Source organism: Exiguobacterium sp. KJ 601, from assembly GCF_027161185.1.
Lineage (GTDB): Bacteria > Bacillota > Bacilli > Exiguobacteriales > Exiguobacteriaceae > Exiguobacterium > Exiguobacterium profundum.
On sequence record NZ_JADHZG010000001.1, the window covers coordinates 60,031 to 76,074 of the forward strand.

The 16,044-nt window shown below is 49.0% G+C and carries 16 protein-coding genes; 10 read left to right on the top strand and 6 right to left on the bottom strand.

The window, feature by feature from the left end; genetic code table 11:
- The first annotated feature begins 6 nt into the window (after positions 1-6).
- From IRJ25_RS00390 to rbsB, 7 genes are all read left to right on the top strand, one after another.
- A complete protein-coding gene (locus IRJ25_RS00390; RefSeq protein WP_196431384.1) occupies positions 7-549 on the top strand; it encodes a GNAT family N-acetyltransferase in 543 nt (180 codons plus the stop codon).
- A 107-nt stretch (positions 550-656) separates the two neighbouring features.
- Positions 657-1,634 carry a LacI family DNA-binding transcriptional regulator gene (locus IRJ25_RS00395; protein WP_159563088.1) on the top strand — a complete coding sequence of 326 codons (978 nt, stop codon included), beginning with the start codon at positions 657-659 and terminating at the stop codon, positions 1,632-1,634.
- 3 nt (positions 1,635-1,637) lie between these two features.
- Positions 1,638-2,522 carry a ribokinase gene (rbsK, locus tag IRJ25_RS00400; protein ID WP_214784007.1) on the top strand — a complete coding sequence of 295 codons (885 nt, stop codon included), beginning with the start codon at positions 1,638-1,640 and terminating at the stop codon, positions 2,520-2,522.
- A complete protein-coding gene (gene rbsD / locus IRJ25_RS00405) occupies positions 2,522-2,911 on the top strand; it encodes a D-ribose pyranase (RefSeq protein WP_012727563.1) in 390 nt (129 codons plus the stop codon). Before rbsK ends, rbsD begins: the two co-directional genes overlap by 1 nt.
- Positions 2,912-2,922: 11 nt before the next feature.
- Positions 2,923-4,401: a sugar ABC transporter ATP-binding protein gene (locus tag IRJ25_RS00410; RefSeq protein WP_214784004.1), complete on the top strand. Its 1,479-nt coding sequence runs from the start codon at positions 2,923-2,925 to the stop codon at positions 4,399-4,401.
- Between the two features lies 1 nt (position 4,402).
- The gene (locus tag IRJ25_RS00415) at positions 4,403-5,368 is read left to right on the top strand and encodes an ABC transporter permease subunit (protein WP_159563085.1); all 966 of its coding nucleotides are present in this window, start codon (positions 4,403-4,405) and stop codon (positions 5,366-5,368) included.
- A 23-nt stretch (positions 5,369-5,391) separates the two neighbouring features.
- Positions 5,392-6,303: a ribose ABC transporter substrate-binding protein RbsB gene (gene rbsB, locus IRJ25_RS00420; protein WP_031421977.1), complete on the top strand. Its 912-nt coding sequence runs from the start codon at positions 5,392-5,394 to the stop codon at positions 6,301-6,303.
- Positions 6,304-6,357: 54 nt separating this feature from the next.
- Here rbsB and IRJ25_RS00425 read toward each other — a convergent pair whose 3' ends face one another.
- The 5 genes from IRJ25_RS00425 to IRJ25_RS00445 all read right to left on the bottom strand — a co-directional run bounded on the left by IRJ25_RS00425 (position 6,358) and on the right by IRJ25_RS00445 (position 11,200).
- On the bottom strand, positions 6,358-6,681 hold the full coding sequence (locus IRJ25_RS00425; protein WP_269317517.1) for a sugar phosphate nucleotidyltransferase: 324 nt from the start codon (positions 6,679-6,681) through the stop codon (positions 6,358-6,360).
- Positions 6,682-6,780: 99 nt separating this feature from the next.
- Entirely contained in the window at positions 6,781-7,404 is a 624-nt protein-coding gene (kynB, locus tag IRJ25_RS00430) for an arylformamidase (RefSeq protein WP_214783998.1), read from the bottom strand.
- Between the two features lie 15 nt (positions 7,405-7,419).
- A complete protein-coding gene (gene kynA / locus IRJ25_RS00435) occupies positions 7,420-8,259 on the bottom strand; it encodes a tryptophan 2,3-dioxygenase (protein WP_269317518.1) in 840 nt (279 codons plus the stop codon).
- 12 nt (positions 8,260-8,271) lie between these two features.
- On the bottom strand, positions 8,272-9,546 hold the full coding sequence (gene kynU, locus IRJ25_RS00440; protein WP_269317519.1) for a kynureninase: 1,275 nt from the start codon (positions 9,544-9,546) through the stop codon (positions 8,272-8,274).
- Positions 9,547-9,685: 139 nt separating this feature from the next.
- Positions 9,686-11,200 (bottom strand): glycine betaine uptake BCCT transporter, encoded by a 1,515-nt coding sequence (locus IRJ25_RS00445; protein WP_269317520.1) that lies wholly within the window; start codon positions 11,198-11,200, stop codon positions 9,686-9,688.
- A gap of 132 nt (positions 11,201-11,332) precedes the next feature.
- Here IRJ25_RS00445 and IRJ25_RS00450 point away from each other — a divergent pair, with 132 nt between their 5' ends.
- Positions 11,333-12,181 (top strand): Cof-type HAD-IIB family hydrolase, encoded by an 849-nt coding sequence (locus IRJ25_RS00450; protein ID WP_269317521.1) that lies wholly within the window; start codon positions 11,333-11,335, stop codon positions 12,179-12,181.
- Positions 12,182-12,750: 569 nt separating this feature from the next.
- Entirely contained in the window at positions 12,751-12,915 is a 165-nt protein-coding gene (locus IRJ25_RS00455) for a hypothetical protein (RefSeq protein WP_269317522.1), read from the top strand.
- 25 nt (positions 12,916-12,940) lie between these two features.
- Here IRJ25_RS00455 and abc-f read toward each other — a convergent pair whose 3' ends face one another.
- Positions 12,941-14,785 (bottom strand): ribosomal protection-like ABC-F family protein, encoded by a 1,845-nt coding sequence (gene abc-f, locus IRJ25_RS00460; RefSeq protein WP_269317523.1) that lies wholly within the window; start codon positions 14,783-14,785, stop codon positions 12,941-12,943.
- A gap of 327 nt (positions 14,786-15,112) precedes the next feature.
- Here abc-f and IRJ25_RS00465 point away from each other — a divergent pair, with 327 nt between their 5' ends.
- Positions 15,113-16,012 carry a DMT family transporter gene (locus IRJ25_RS00465; RefSeq protein ID WP_269317524.1) on the top strand — a complete coding sequence of 300 codons (900 nt, stop codon included), beginning with the start codon at positions 15,113-15,115 and terminating at the stop codon, positions 16,010-16,012.
- The last annotated feature ends 32 nt before the right edge of the window (positions 16,013-16,044 follow it).

Below are 16,044 nucleotides of genomic sequence, written 5' to 3' on the forward strand. Positions count from 1 at the left end.
ATTTATATGATCAAGATGGAGACAGAACGGTTGGTCTTAAGAGCATTTACGCTAGAGGACGCAGAGGATATGTATCATTATGCAAAAGATGAGCGAGTCGGACCGATGGCGGGTTGGGCACCTCATGAATCGATTGAAGAAACAAGGGACGTCATTCAACTGTTTATCGAGGAAGCAGATGTATGGGCCATCGTCTTGAAAGAGACCGGGCAAGTGATCGGTAGCATCGGGTTACACGACCGAAGACCAGACCCGTCGATTCAACATGATGCACAGCGTGAGATCGGTTATGTGCTCAGTCCAGATTATTGGGGAAATGGTTACGTGCCAGAAGCCGTTCAGGCGATGATCCGATTCGGATTTGAAGCGTTAGGGTTAGAACGGATTTGGTGCGGCTATTTCAGCTTCAATGACCAATCGCGACGCGTCGTTGAGAAGTGTGGGTTCACTTATGCGTTCACGAAAACACAAGAATTGACCCGGCTCGACGGACGAACGGTAGAAAACCTCGTCCATGTCCAATTAAATCCGACGTTCTCTACACATTGAAGCACGATTTCAATGTGTTTTTTCATGAAATCATAAAAATCCCTTGATATGTAACCGGTTACACATTAAGATGGTTTTGTAAGCGTTTCCAGAACGGAGGATGTCAAATGGCGACCATCAAGCAAGTAGCAAAACATGCGAACGTCTCAGTGGCGACCGTATCACGCGTTATGAATAAAAGCGGATATGTGAGCGAAGAGGCGAAAGAAGCGGTCGAAAAGGCGATTGCGGAACTGAATTACGCGCCGAACCGAGTTGCTCGTTCGCTCTATAAAAAATCGTCGAATTTGATTGGACTTATCATGCCAGATATCACGAACCCGTTCTTTCCACAGCTGGCTCGGGCGATTGAGGATGTCGCCAATCAACATGGGTATCAAGTCGTCTTATGTAACACGGATGAACAACTTGAAAAAGAACAGACGTATTTAGTCGCCTTGCAAACGATGCACGTCGATGGCCTGATTATTACAACAAATCATTCGCACAATCCGAATTATGAGACGTTGGATTTACCGATGGTCGCACTAGACCGAATCGTAAAAGCGGGGATCGACGCCGTTGTATCAGATGGATATGAGGGTGGAAAGTTGGCGGCCGACACGCTGTTACAACGTGGTGCGACACGACTGGCACACATTGCCGGACCGGATCATCTCAAAACGGTCAAACGCCGAACCGAAGGATTTGTCGAAGTAGCGGGAGAGAAGCTCGTCGGGATGACCGAGTCCACGTTCACGTTCAAAGACGCATTGAAAGCGTCCCAAGAGCTGTTCGACCATGCTTGGCCATTCGATGGCATTTTCGCAGCGAACGATGTGATTGCAGCCGCCGTATTACAGGAAGCAGTCCGTCGAGACATTCGTGTCCCAGAAGAGCTACAGGTCATCGGATATGACGGGATCGAATTAGGCGAGATGACGTCTCCGCCGCTGACGACCATCGTCCAGCCTATCTATGAGATGGGGCGAGTGGCGACAGAACGATTGCTCGATTTGATTGAGAAAAAAGACACGCGACCGAAAGAGATGTTATTACCGGTCACGTTACTTGAAAGACACACAACAAAGCGGAAGGAGAGATAAAGAATGAAACGCATTGTTGTCATTGGCAGTATATCGATGGATCTTGTCGTCACATCCGACAAACGGCCACAAGCCGGAGAAACGGTCATCGGTGAGTCGTTCCGCACCGTTCCAGGGGGAAAAGGTGCGAACCAAGCGGTCGCTGCCTCCAAATTAGGCGGCACTGTTCAGATGGTCGGTTGCGTGGGAAGTGATCCGTTCGGTCAACAGGTTGTTGAAAACTTCAAACGACACGATGTCGATGTCACGCATGTTCAGATCATACCGGAGGAAGTGACGGGTACGGCCCATATCGTATTAGCAGAAGGGGATAATTCGATTGTCGTCGTCCAATCGGCGAACAAACGAGTCGTTTTCACGGATGAGGAGCTCGAACATTTTCTCGACGAGCAGGCGTTCGTGCTCCTGCAACTCGAAATTCCAATCGAGACGGTAAAACAAGTGACCGCTTACTGTAAAGAGAAAGGGATTCCGGTGCTACTCAATCCGGCACCGTCTCAACCGCTTCCACCAGAAGTGATTGAGGACGTCACGTATTTAACGCCGAACGAACATGAATGCCGTGACTTATTCAACGGAATGTCCGTAGATGATGTTCTCAAACGTTATCCGAACAAGTTACTCGTCACGGAAGGCGTCCATGGCGTTCGATTCCATGACGGACGAGACGTCCGTCATGTGCCAGCCATCCGAGCAAACGTCGTCGACACAACAGGAGCAGGTGACACGTTCAACGGTGCACTCGCTGTCTCCCTCATCGAACAAGACGATTTGGAGACGGCCGTACGGTTTGCCGTAGTCGCATCCGGCATGAGTGTCGAAGACTTCGGTGCACAAGGTGGTATGCCGACACGACAAGATGTACAACAACGATTGGAGCGCGTGTGATGAAAAAACAAGGAATTTTGAATAGTCATTTAGCAAAAATCTTTGCCGACCTCGGGCATACGGATCGCGTCGTCATCGCCGATTGTGGGCTACCGATTCCAGACGGGGTCAAGCGGGTCGATCTTAGTCTCCGCATCGGGGAACCTTCCTTTCTTGAGGTGCTCGATGTCGTCGAATCGGATTTGGTCGTAGAGCGCATCACGATTGCTGAGGAAATCCTCACACACAATTCGACGATTGCGGATTCACTGAAAGAACGGTACACGAGCATCGACATGTGTTCGCATGAAGACTTCAAACGGGAGGTCGCAAAAGCGAAAGTGGTCATTCGAACTGGGGAAGCGACACCTTACGCCAACGTCATCTTACATGCCGGGGTCATTTTTTAAGGGGGGATTCGATGCATATTCAGTTGAAAGGCATCCATAAGTCGTTCGGGCCAGTCTCCGTCTTAAAAGGAGTCGATTTCGAACTGTTGCCTGGAGAGATTCATGCCCTTATGGGCGAGAACGGGGCCGGGAAGTCGACATTGATGAAGGTGATGACCGGTCTGTATGCACAGGATGAAGGCGAGATTCTCATCGACGGCGCGAAACGTCAATTCAAGCACCCAAAAGAAGCGGAGCAAGAAGGCATCGCCTTCATCCATCAGGAGCTCAACATCTTACCGGAGATGACGGTGACAGAAAATCTGTTTTTAGGTCGAGAACTGACGGGACCGTTCGGGATGGTCAAACAGCAGGAAATGACCAGACGTGCCCGAGAATACTTGGCTGAATTGAACGTGTTCATGGATGTCGATGAAGTGGCGCGCAATTTGTCGGTCGGTCAGCAACAGATGATTGAGATTGCCAAGGCGCTCATGACGGATGCGAAGGTCATCGTCATGGATGAACCGACAGCCGCCTTGACGGATCGTGAAATCCAGGCACTCTTCGCAGTGTCACGGGCCTTACGTGATCAAGGTGTGTCCATCATCTATATCTCACACCGAATGGAAGAAATTTTTGACTTATGTGATCGGATCACGGTACTTCGGGATGGACAATCCATTTCGACTCGCATGATTCAGGACACCTCATTTGAGGAAACGGTGCGCGATATGGTCGGTCGCGAGATTGGAGAACGCTATCCGACGCGTACCGCTACACTTGGGGACGTCGTGATCGAGGTGGATGATTTAATAGGTAACCGGTTCCACAACGTATCGTTCAACGTTCGTGCCGGAGAAATCGTTGGGTTTTCTGGATTGATGGGAGCGGGGCGTACCGAGGTGATGCGTGCGCTATTCGGAGCAGACACCCACAAAGGGGGGGGCATTAAACTGAATGGGAAACCGATTCGAATCAAGACCCCAGCCGACGCCATCAAGCACGGTATCGCGTTTTTGACAGAGGACCGAAAAGGAGAGGGCTTACTCCTCGATTTCTCGCTAAGAGAAAACCTGTCGCTCCCGACACTTGATAAACGAGCAAAAGGATCGGTCATCTCGAAGCAACAGGAGGAGACGTTCGCCGAGACATACTTACAAAAATTGCGGGTCAAACATCATTCGATGGAACAAAAAGTGAAGTCGCTGTCTGGTGGGAATCAACAGAAGGTTGTGCTCGGTAAATGGTTAGGTGTCGAACCGGACGTCTTGATTTTGGATGAACCAACCCGAGGCGTCGACGTCGGTGCTAAGAAAGAGATTTACAATATCATGAGCGATCTCGCGGAATCAGGTGTCGCCATCATCATGGTCTCTTCTGATTTACCGGAAGTGCTTGGGATGAGTGATCGGATCGTTGTCATGCGGGAAGGTGTCGTAACCGGAACGCTCACGAAAGAAGAGGCGACACAAGAAAAAGTAATGACGTATGCGACAGGAGGGCAATGATATGGAATTGAAAGCAACAACTTCGCTGAAGCGCCCGGGTCGACTCGGATGGGGACAAAAATTAGGACCGCTGTTCGGTCTACTCGTCATCGTCGTCGTCGTGACGGCGCTCGAACCAGGATTTTTATCATTAAATAATATCTTTAACGTACTCCGCCAAGTGTCGATCAATGCCTTGATTGCCTTCGGGATGACGTTTGTCATCCTGACAGGGGGCATCGATTTATCGGTCGGTTCGATTTTGGCGCTCGCTTCTGCACTGGTGGCAGGCATGATGGTGGACGGTCAACATGCGGTTATGGCCGTTGCACTCGGCTTGATTGCAGGTGCCGTTCTCGGAGCGTTCAACGGGGCGGTCATCACGTACGGAAAAGTGGCACCGTTCATCGCGACATTGGCTACGATGACCATTTATCGGGGATTGACGCTCGTCTATACGGACGGAAGACCGATTACGGGTCTCGGGAATTCCGGTTGGTTTGAGATGCTCGGACGTGGTTATTTCTGGATCATTCCGGTGCCGGCATTGACGATGCTACTCGCATTCGGTGTCCTTTACTTCATCTTGAAGAAGACGACATTTGGTCGTCATACGTATGCGATTGGTGGGAATGAAGAAGCGGCTAAATTGATGGGGATTGGCGTCAATAAAGTCAAAATCATGATTTATTCGCTATCCGGTATGCTTGCGGCACTCGCTGGCATCATCTTGACGTCACGTCTCAATTCCGCACAACCTACAGCAGGAACATCGTATGAACTCGATGCCATCGCAGCGGTCGTTCTCGGGGGAACGAGTCTTGCGGGTGGTCGCGGCTGGATTGTCGGGACGTTGATTGGGGCGTTGATCATCGGAACATTAAATAACGGATTGAACCTTCTTGGCGTATCATCATTCTTCCAACTCGTCGTAAAAGGTGCAGTTATATTGTTTGCAGTATTGCTTGATCGTCGGCAAAACGCGTAACACGCGAAAGGGGAAAACGGAACATGAAAAAATGGACAGCTTGGCTACTCGCACTGACAATGGTACTGATGGCAGCTTGCTCGACTGAACAACCGGGGTCATCGTCTGAAACGGAAACGAAAGATGGCGATTATGAAATCGGCTTATCGATCTCAACATTGAATAACCCGTTCTTCGTCGCACTGAAAGAAGGCGCAGAAGAACAGGCGAACGAAATGGATGCGACGTTGACGGTAGCGGATGCGCAAAACGACGCGGCGAAGCAAGTGAATGACGTCGAAGATATGATTCAAAAGGGGATGGATTTGATTCTCATCAACCCGACGGATTCAGAAGCGGTCGGCGCGGCAGTACAGGCAGCAAACGATGCGGGCATTCCCGTCATCACGGTAGACCGTAACGCTGAAACAGGGGACGTCGTCGCCCACGTGGCATCAGATAACGTCGCAGGTGGACAGTTGGCGGGTGACTACATGGTCGAACTCGTAGGCGAAGGGCAAAAAGTCGTCGAGCTCGAGGGGATTCCAGGAGCGTCTGCGACACGTGACCGCGGACAAGGATTCAACGAAGCCATCGATGGGAAATTGGAAGTCGTGGCAAAACAATCGGCAAACTTTGACCGTGCAGAAGGATTGACGGTCATGGAGAACATCTTACAGGACAATAAAGACATCGTCGCTGTATTCGCACATAACGATGAGATGGCACTCGGTGCCGTTCAAGCACTCGAAGCGGCTGGAATGAGTGACGTGAAAGTCATCGGATTCGATGCGACAGACGATGCCGTCAAAGCGGTCGAAGGTGGGACGATGGCAGCTACGGTTGCACAAAAGCCCGCTGAGATTGGGAAGTTGGGTGTAGAAGCTGCAATCAATCATCTGAAAGGTGAAACAGTGGAGGAAAACATTCCGGTCGAACTCGAATTAATCAAATAAGTAAGAAGAAACCTCACGATGCCTTGATTTCGGGTAGAGCTCGTGAGGTCATTTTTATTTATATGGGGAAATGAGAAATTGTGTATCGTTGTTCATAGGTTTTAAATAGCTTGCTGTATCACGACGAGTTGGTTCGGAAATGATATTAGTATCTGCACTAACTTGATGAATGACACAATCCTTTTGTTGAACATTTGTGATCATGAAAGCGTTAGTGTCTAAATCTTGTGTTTTTAGTTGATTATAAACTCTTTCAAGCATTGATTGTTTCGTTCCATCTCTGCTAGGCAATAAACGAATGAATTGTTTGGCATTCGAATTGTTCGAAAGTGGCCATAGTCTTTTTCCATCACCGCCAGATAATAATAGAATCTTCATCGAATGTCCTCTCTTGAAATAGAGTTTCTCATCTATTTCGCCAAACGTCGGACTATCCCTGTCTAATCAAAAAAGAGACAGCCGATTCCGGCTATCTCTTTACAATATAGGGCGAAGCAATGCGCGAACGGGACTTCCATCCCCTTCGACGATTGGGAGAGGGACGGCATTCAAATCGTAATCTCCCGGTAAGATATTGTCTAAAACGAGTCCTTCTAGGATATGCACACCATTTCGTGCTAACGCGTGATGGCCGCTCATCTCTTTACTGTCAATCGCATCAACGGACGGTAAGTCGAGTCCGATCAAGAAGATTCCGAGTTCTCCGAGACGATCGGCAAGAGCGGGTGTCAGTTCAGGAATCGTCTCTGGGAAGACGCTCTTATCGGACCAACCATCCGTTTTTAAGATGAGGCGTTCCACCCCAGTCAAATCGTGACCATCCAAATCAGATGCTTCAATCTTTGCCTTATGCGGTAGATGAATCACACGGGCTGGTCCGATATATACAGACGGATCGAGGTCGATCACGCGCTTCCCATGGTCGTCAAAATGAAACGGTGCATCGATGTGGGTCCCGAGATGTAAACTCAATGTCATCTTCCCGACATTGACCGAACCACTCTCTGCCATCGGCCACGCGATTTCATATGAAAATTTTGTATCTCCCGGCCATGTCGCAACATCGGCATGAAGTGGCTGTGATACATCAATCCAAGTCATTTTGTTCAGCTCCTCTTATAGTGATGTCCGGACCGTCCACAGTTCTGGGAAGAAGCGATGATCGAGCACGCGACGTAAGTAGTTCACGCCAGACGAACCACCTGTCCCCATCTTCTGTCCGATAATGCGTTCCACGGTGCTCATATGGTTAAAGCGCCACATCTGTTGCTGACTCCCGATATCGAGTAGCTTTTCACCGAGCTCATATAAGTCCCAATACGTGTCGACGTCTCGATAGACTTCGACCCATGCCTTCTCGACACTTTCATTCCATTCCCAATCCTGGGTGACATCACGTTCGAGCACGCTCGCATCAATCGATAGACCCCGACGATACATTTCGCGGACGGTCACATCGTAAATACTAGGAGCTTGTAGCGAGCTTTCGAGCAATGAATACAGTTTTTTATCGTGCGCGTAAACACTGAGCGTCCGTGCGTTTTTGAAGCCGAGCGCGAATTCGATTTGTCGGTTCTGGTAAGATTGAAAACCAGAGGACGAGCCGAGTTGGTCTCGGAACTCTAAATACTCGGCCGGCGTCAACGTCGCGAGAACGCCCCATGACTGGATGAGTTGTTGCTGAATCTTCGAGACGCGGGCGAGCATCTTGAACGAACGTTCGAGTTCGCCGTTCGTGATGGCCGTCGTGGCTGCTGTCAATTCATGCAAAATGAGTTTCATCCACAACTCGCTCGTCTGGTGGATGATGATGAACAGCATCTCATCATGATGGTCAGAAAGGCGATGTTGACTTGATAAAATCGAGTCGAGTTGGAGATAGTCCCCGTACGACATGTCTTTTGAGAAATCCGTTTGAATCGATTTTTCTACTTTATGTTCTGTGCGTTCACTCATGACAGTTCCCCCTTATGCGACCACTTCGCGGACGTTCTCGAACGCCTCATATTCTTTGTCGTCCATGATTTTCTTCAACGTCAAGATCACGTCATATACGTCGGTAAACGTATTATATAGGGCGACCGGTGCGAGACGGATGATATTCGGTGCGCGGAAGTCAGGGATGATGTGATGTTTCTTCAACGCTTTACAGATGCGTGCCGCTTCGGGATGCTCGAGGCTCAAATGAGCGCCGCGCTGTCGTGTGTCAGTCGGGCTACCGATGAAGAATCCGTGAGGTGCGAGCATCTCTTCGATCAAATCCATCATATACGTCGTGAGCGCGAGTGATTTTTGACGAATCGCTTCCATCCCGACCTCGTTGAACATCTCAAGCGCGCCAAGTTGAGGAGCAAGACTCATAACGTGTGGTGTTCCGATTTGGAACGCACCGGCATGTTCGGCCGGTGTCATCGTATGGTCCATATCGAACTGTTTATCTTTGCGCGAACCGAACCATCCGGCGAGTCCAGGTGTCGTGCCGAAGTGACGTTCATGAACGAATAAGCCCCCGACCGTTCCCGGACCCCCGTTCAAATGTTTATAGTTGCACCAGTATGCGAAGTCGACACCCCAGTCGTGGAAGTCATGAGGGATGCAGCCGACGGAGTGACAGGCATCGAAGCCGATCAAAATTCCACGCTCGTGTGCCGCTTTCGTTAGACGAGCCATATCTAAAATCTGACCACTCCGATAGAGGACGGTCGGTAATACGATGAGGGCGATTTCGTCAGTCATCGCGGCAATCAAGTCGTCTTCTGCTAAGAAGCGCCCATCTGGACTGTTGACTTGGACGAGGTGCTCTGATGGGTCGAGTCCACGAAGTTCGAGCTGACTCTTCAAGGCGTAAATATCAGACGGGAACGTGAGGGCGTCTGCCAAAATCTTCGTTCGTTTGCCTTCTGGTTTGAAAAACGAAGCGACAAGTTGATGCAAGTTCACGGTCGTCGAACCGGTGACCATTACTTCTTCCGACTTTCCACCGATGAGCGGCGCGTTCAATGCAGCCAGCTCTTCGGACAAGTTGAACCAAGGATGGCGACCGGACATCCAACCATCGATCCCGAGCTCTCTCCAGTCCGCGAGCGATTCAAGGAGCGTACGCTCGGCTCGTTTCGATAAGAGCCCGAGTGAATTCCCATCCATATAAATCCCGTCTTCCGGTAAGTAAAATTCTTCCCGATATGATGCGAGCGGGTCTTGTTTGTCTAGTTGTTGTGCGTAAGCACGTGTGAAATCGTTCATCTCCCCATAATCCCCCTTTAAAGCTTATACGTTGTCAAAATCGTAGCAATCGGACATAAGGAAGTCAACAAACAACGAGATGTCGGCGAGTCAAACTAAAAAACGCTCAAGGATCTTCCCGAGCGTTTAAAAATACAGCTTATTTTATTTTTCGTACGTTCTCTTGTCGGAGTAACTTAAATAATGTGAACACCATCAGCAGAAGAATAATCGTGAAGGGCAAGGCGGAAATCAACGACGCAGTTTGAAGTCCTTCTAAGCCACTCGCAAGCAACAAGACGGCAGCGATTCCTCCTAACAGAACTCCCCAAGCGATTCGAACGGGGAGGGGCGGATTCAAGCTACCGTTCGTCGTCATACTACTGATGATATAGGTGGCAGAATCGGCCGACGTGATCAAGAACGTCAAAATCAAGAGAATCGACAAGACGGACAGGATGAAACTGAATGGGAGCTCGGCAAACGTCACGAACAATGCGCTCGTCACGTCCGCATTGACGGCTTCAGCGATGGAAGTCCCTTCGAATAAATCTAGATGTAGGGCAGTGCCCCCGAATACGGCAATCCAAAGGAGCGCAATGAACGGAGGAACGATGAGGACACCGACGATGAATTCACGAATGGTACGTCCTCGTGAGACACGTGCGACGAACGCTCCGACAAATGGGGACCAGGCGATGGCCCATGCCCAATAAAAGATTGTCCAATCCCGGACCCACGTCCCTTGTTGATACGGTTGTAGACGAAGACTATAGCGAATGAAATTTTGTAAGTAGTCACCTAGACCGAGCGTCAAGGTTTCTAAAATGAAAATGGTAGGACCGGCAAAGAAGACGAAGACCATCAACACGAGTGCGGTACCTAAGTTGATGTTACTCAACCACTTGATGCCACGATCGAGCCCCGTCGTCGTCGATGTTAAAAAGAGAGCGGTCAAGACGACGATGATGGCGACTTGCATCCAAGCGGTGTTCGGGAGCCCGAACACACTGTTCAGTCCGCCATTGATTTGAAGAACACCTAAACCAAGCGACGTCGCGACACCCATGACGGTGGCAATGACCGCTAAAATATCAATCGTCTGGTTCAACGGTTGTTTGTACGGTCGTTCTTTTATAAGTGGTGACAGGCTAGTCGAGATGAGTCCATCCGCATTACGACGGAACTGGAAGTAGGCGATGATCAGTCCGACAATCGCAAAGACAGACCATTGACTGACACCCCAATGGAAGAACGAATAGGCCATCGCGAGGCGTGCCCCTTCGACTGTCAATGCCTCCGTATCCGCATAAGGTGGCGTAAAGAAATGGCTCATCGGCTCAGCAACACCCCAAAAGACGAGTCCGACACCGAATCCGGCGGAGAATAACATGCCGATCCAAGTAAAGAACGGATATTGAGGGCGATCGTCATCCTTCCCGAGACGGATTTTTCCGTATTTACTGAACGCTAAAAAGACTAAAAAGAGCACAAACAAGAATACGGAAAGTAAATAGAACCAACCGAACGAGCGAGTCGTAAAGTTAAAAATAGATCCTGCGATTGTAGCGAATGTCGTTGGTGCAATCGCTCCAAATAGAACGAGTAAGGCAATCAAACTTGCTGAAATGTAAAAGACGCGATTCAAACGTGGCTTTTGTGTAGAATCTTTCATAGATGTCCCCTTTCAAAAAAATTATGTAGCATTAATAAACGGTTCCCTAATCTCCACATTGCAAACAGGAGACGCATTTCATCGTGTTTTGTATAGTTGAATCGGGAAAAGAACCAAAGAGGAGGGAACGATATGAAATTGATTGCGATTGATTTAGACGGGACGCTGTTATCGCGCACAGGCGTGACTACAAAGGCAAACCAGGAGGCGATTCGTCGTCGGCAAGAACAGGGTGATATCGTCACGATTTGTTCAGGACGTTCGATTCATGATATCGAGGAGCTGTTGAAGCGAAGTGACCTCGTCTGTCCGATTTTGTCAGGTAACGGAGCAATCGGGTTCTATGAGAACGAGCGAATTTACTATCATGCGATGGATCAGACAATCGTAGATGAACTGTGGGAAATCGCTGATGCGGACGATGCGTACGTTGAATTTTATACGAATGCGGGAGTGAAGGTTCTCCGTTCAGGAAGCGATTTACTGAAGCGGGAACTCGATGAGGTGTTGCCACACGATCAATCGTTCACTCGCGAGTGGGCGGAACGTGAGATTGAAATTCAAAATGAGCAATTCGGTCTGACGTATATGGATTCGATGGCAGACATCGACTTTGCACGAGATGAAGTGTACAAAGTATTTGTTTATTCGTTCGATCGCCAAAAGCTACACCGGTTGCGTAAAATCTATGAACCGCGGAACGATATTTTGATTACGACAGCAGGGTGGACGAAAATTGAAATCGGACATCCTCATGCGAGTAAAGGTGCAGCATTGAAACAGTTAGCTGAGCATTATCAGATTCCGATGCGTGATGTCGTCGCCATCGGAGACAATCTGAATGATGTGTCGATGTTCGAAGTGGCAGAAACAAGGATTGCGATGGGGAATGCTGTGGATCCGTTAAAAGATTTAAGCACGCATATTACAAAGGATGTGGAAGAGGACGGGGTCGCTTACGCGCTGACGCATTATGTATAAAATGGATTATGGAGAAATCGTGAACGAGGATTGAATCTCACTTAAAACGGATATTGTATACATGTAACCATTCACTTTCTGAAATGAGTCGGGGAACGGGGAGGCACTTTCGTCACCTGTCGCTTATGGATGAAAGGGATGGGCAAAGTCCATATGAACGTGAATCGTGCATTCCAAACGATGATACGTCGGCCTCTGCTTGCCATCGGAGCAAGTATACCAGACAGACTTTTTGTATACGGAATTCCACATGATCCGCGTCAGAAGTGGACATCATAGGTGCCAAGTCCTCTCGTGCCCATTCGATCAAAATGTCTATGAGTCACCTATTTGATTTCATGTTTTCGAATGAAAAACAATTGGTGAACCAATGGACGATGAACGGATTGGAATGATGCGTCACGTTGGCTTGGACATCTCTAGTCGAACCAAATCATGGATGGGACGGTCAATCGAGCGAGGGCTTGGTTGGATGAAAGTCCGGGGACTAGAGAATCAAGAAAAGCGCCGAGTGAGGGCGCTTTTCTTGTGGTATCCTATTGAGTGAATGCAACCGATGGAGGGATCATATGCCAAAGCTATATTGGTTCGGAACGTTCCTTAGTGGAGTGATTCTTTTGACAACTGGAACGATGGAAGGCCTTTACCGCATACTCCCAATTGGGTTGATGGCTATCGCGGTCATCGGCTATTTCATACAGATTCGATTCGAGCAAGAGAAGCGGCGCCCTTGATTGGGTGCCGCTTCTCTATATTAGGTTATAAAGATTCGAGCAAACGTGTCATCACGTCATCGATTTCTTTTTGCAATGCATCAACTTGTCGTTGTAACGCCATCAATTCATCAAGGTCATCCAATTCATTCATCCGTTGGAGCAGTGCCCGATGTTCTGTCTCTAATTGGGTTAGGTGAGTTTCCTCATCAACCGTAGATGGAGCAGGTTTCGTCTGCTTCAGCGATTTTGATTGTTTGATGTGTTCCGTTTTAGGTTCATCTTTCGATTCCTGTCCACGTTTGTCGAGGGCATAGGCGACGTTACCTTCGAAACGTGTCATCGTCCCGTCGAGCCAATACGTGATAGGGAACAGCTTATTCAAGAAGTAGCGGTCATGGGAAACCGTAACGACCGTTCCAGGGAAACGTTCGAGTGCCTCTTCAAGTGCCTCTCTCGATTCGATATCGAGGTGGTTCGTCGGCTCATCTAGGACAAGGACATTGATTTCTTCATGGACGAGGATGGCAAGCATGAGTCGCATCTTCTCCCCGCCGCTCAAATTCGTGACCGGTTTAAACACACTCGCGCCGTAAAACAGAAATTGAGCGAGAAGGTGTCTCGCTTTGCCTTCATCGACTGCGATCCGGTCCCGAAACGCCTCGATTAAGCGATGAGATTCGTCGAATGTGATGTGTTGCGATAGATAGCCGATTTTGGCTTGGTCGGCTCGCCTTACGGTTCCGGCTTGCGGGATAACTTCACCGAGCAATATTTTCAAAAGCGAAGACTTTCCACTCCCGTTCGGTCCGACGATGGCGACGCGTTCCCCGTACCCTGTGTAGAAGTGCACGTCTTCAAATAGAGGACGATCATAGATAAGTGTCACGTCATTTACTTCGAAGACGTCGCGCCCGGTTCGCCCGTTCGTCGTGAACTGGATATTCGGTTGCTCGGCTTCGAGTTGTGGTCGCTTGATTCGTTCAATTCGTTCGAGAGCCTTTTCCATCGATTTGGCGCGACGATAGAACTTTTCATTCGGCGGATTGCCCTCGTTGGCCCATTGCCGCAACTGCCGGATCGTTTCCTTCATTTTTTTGATTTTCTTCTGTTGCTCCGTGTAAGCGTGAAACTGGTCAAGCAACTGTTTTTCTTTTTGGGCAACGAAGTCCGTATAATTCCCAGGATAACTCGTCAATTCTCCATCCTCGCACTCGACGATTCGTGTGGCGACCGCATCTAAGAAGACCCGGTCATGGGAGACGATGAGGAGCGCTGAATCGTAATCCTGTAAATAGGATTCGAGCCAAGTCATCGCTTCTAAATCTAGATGGTTCGTCGGTTCGTCCAAAATGAGTAGCTCTGGTTCCTGAAGGAGTGCTAAGGCGAGACCGATTTTTGTACGCTCGCCCCCGCTTAGCGTATCGAACGGTTGGTCCACGAATGAGGTCAATTTGAGTCCATCAATCATTGCGCTGATTTTTGACTCGTAGACATATCCACCCGCATGTTCGAATTGTTCTTGAATGGCACCGTATGATTCGAGAAGGCGTTCGAGCTGTTCGGACGTCGCCATCTCTTGCTCGAGGGAAGACATTTTTTCACTCAGGCGAGTCACTTCCTCAAAAGCAGTATAGAGGACGTCACGACCACTGCGTCCAGGGTAGTCAGGAAGCTGCACCAAATAGCCGATAGAGAGTCGTTGTCGGCGGTAAATCGTACCGGCGTCATGCTCTTCAGAGCCGACAAGGATTCGTAACAGCGTCGTTTTGCCACTGCCGTTTCGGCCGACAAGACCGACTCGTTCGTTTTCGTTCATGAATAAATTCGCATCTGTGAGAACGGCGTGCCCGCCGTATTGTTTTTGAATGTGTTGAAGATCGATCAACATAATAGGTTCCTCCTAAGGTTAGGGCCTATCAAAAAAACCGAACGCAAAGAAGCGCTCGGTTTAGAAAGAGAGAGGCGCTTTGTCGTATATTCAGCAATGTCTAAAAAAGGACAGACGGGTCCCTTGATTAAGCGACATCGTGAAAAATCGCACGCAAAATGTACAAATGTTCAGTTGTCCAATGCGTACGTCCGACAAATTTCACCTTTCTCCCTCCTTTCATTCATCTATATCTTGATTGTAAGCGTTTTTCATCTACCTGACAATGAAAATAGAGGAAATCGAAGCGAAGGCGTCGTATATAGTCGCCATTGAGGAGGCGAGAAAATGAGGAAAGAATGGCTAGGAGCACTCAGTTTGACCCTTGCGGCGAGTATATGGGGAGGAATGTATGTGGTCAGTAAATATGCACTCGCATATATTGAACCGTTCACGTTCGTCTGGTTACGATACGCTGTTGCATTTATGGTCTTATTCGTCGTTTGGTTTCGGTTTGGACGGGAATCGATTCGAAGGGCAGATTGGAAATGGATCGGACTTGTCGGTGTCATCGGATACGTCGCTTCGATTTCGTTTCAATTTATTGGAACGAAGCTATCGGATGCACATACTGGCTCCCTTGTGACCGCAGCGACACCAGCTTTCATGGTCTTATTTGCCCGAATCTTATTGAAAGAACGACTGACTCCTGTCAAGATTGGAGCGCTTGGGCTGGCAACGGTCGGTGTTCTCATCGTCGTCGGTTGGGAAGGGGAAGGGACGTATCGAGTAGGCAGTTTCATACTTGTTCTAGCTGCCGTGACGTGGGCACTCATGTCGATTTATGTGAAAATCGGGACACAGTCGTTGTCGACCTTGACGCTCACGACATTTTCGATCGGAGTCGCATGGTTATTGATGACGCCTTTGATGAGTGTGGAGGTCATGCAATCAGGGTGGCCAAAGTTAAATGGCGTCCTTTGGCTTAGTGTTCTCTATATCGGTGTCGTATCGACGGCAGGAGCGTTTTTCTTCTGGAACAAAGGACTCGAGTTGATGGATGCGAGTGTCGGGTCACTCTTTTTCTTCTTTCAACCCTTGGTTGGCGGGACACTCGGGTGGCTCGTTTTGAACGAAACGCTCCATCTTAACTTCTTTATCGGTGCCGGTTGTATCATGACGGCTGTGACGTGGTCGACGCTCGTGGAACGAAGACAACAACTGCCAATTTCAAACCGTCATCTGTAATGGCAAAGCGGTCGCCCTCATTTTGGAGGGTG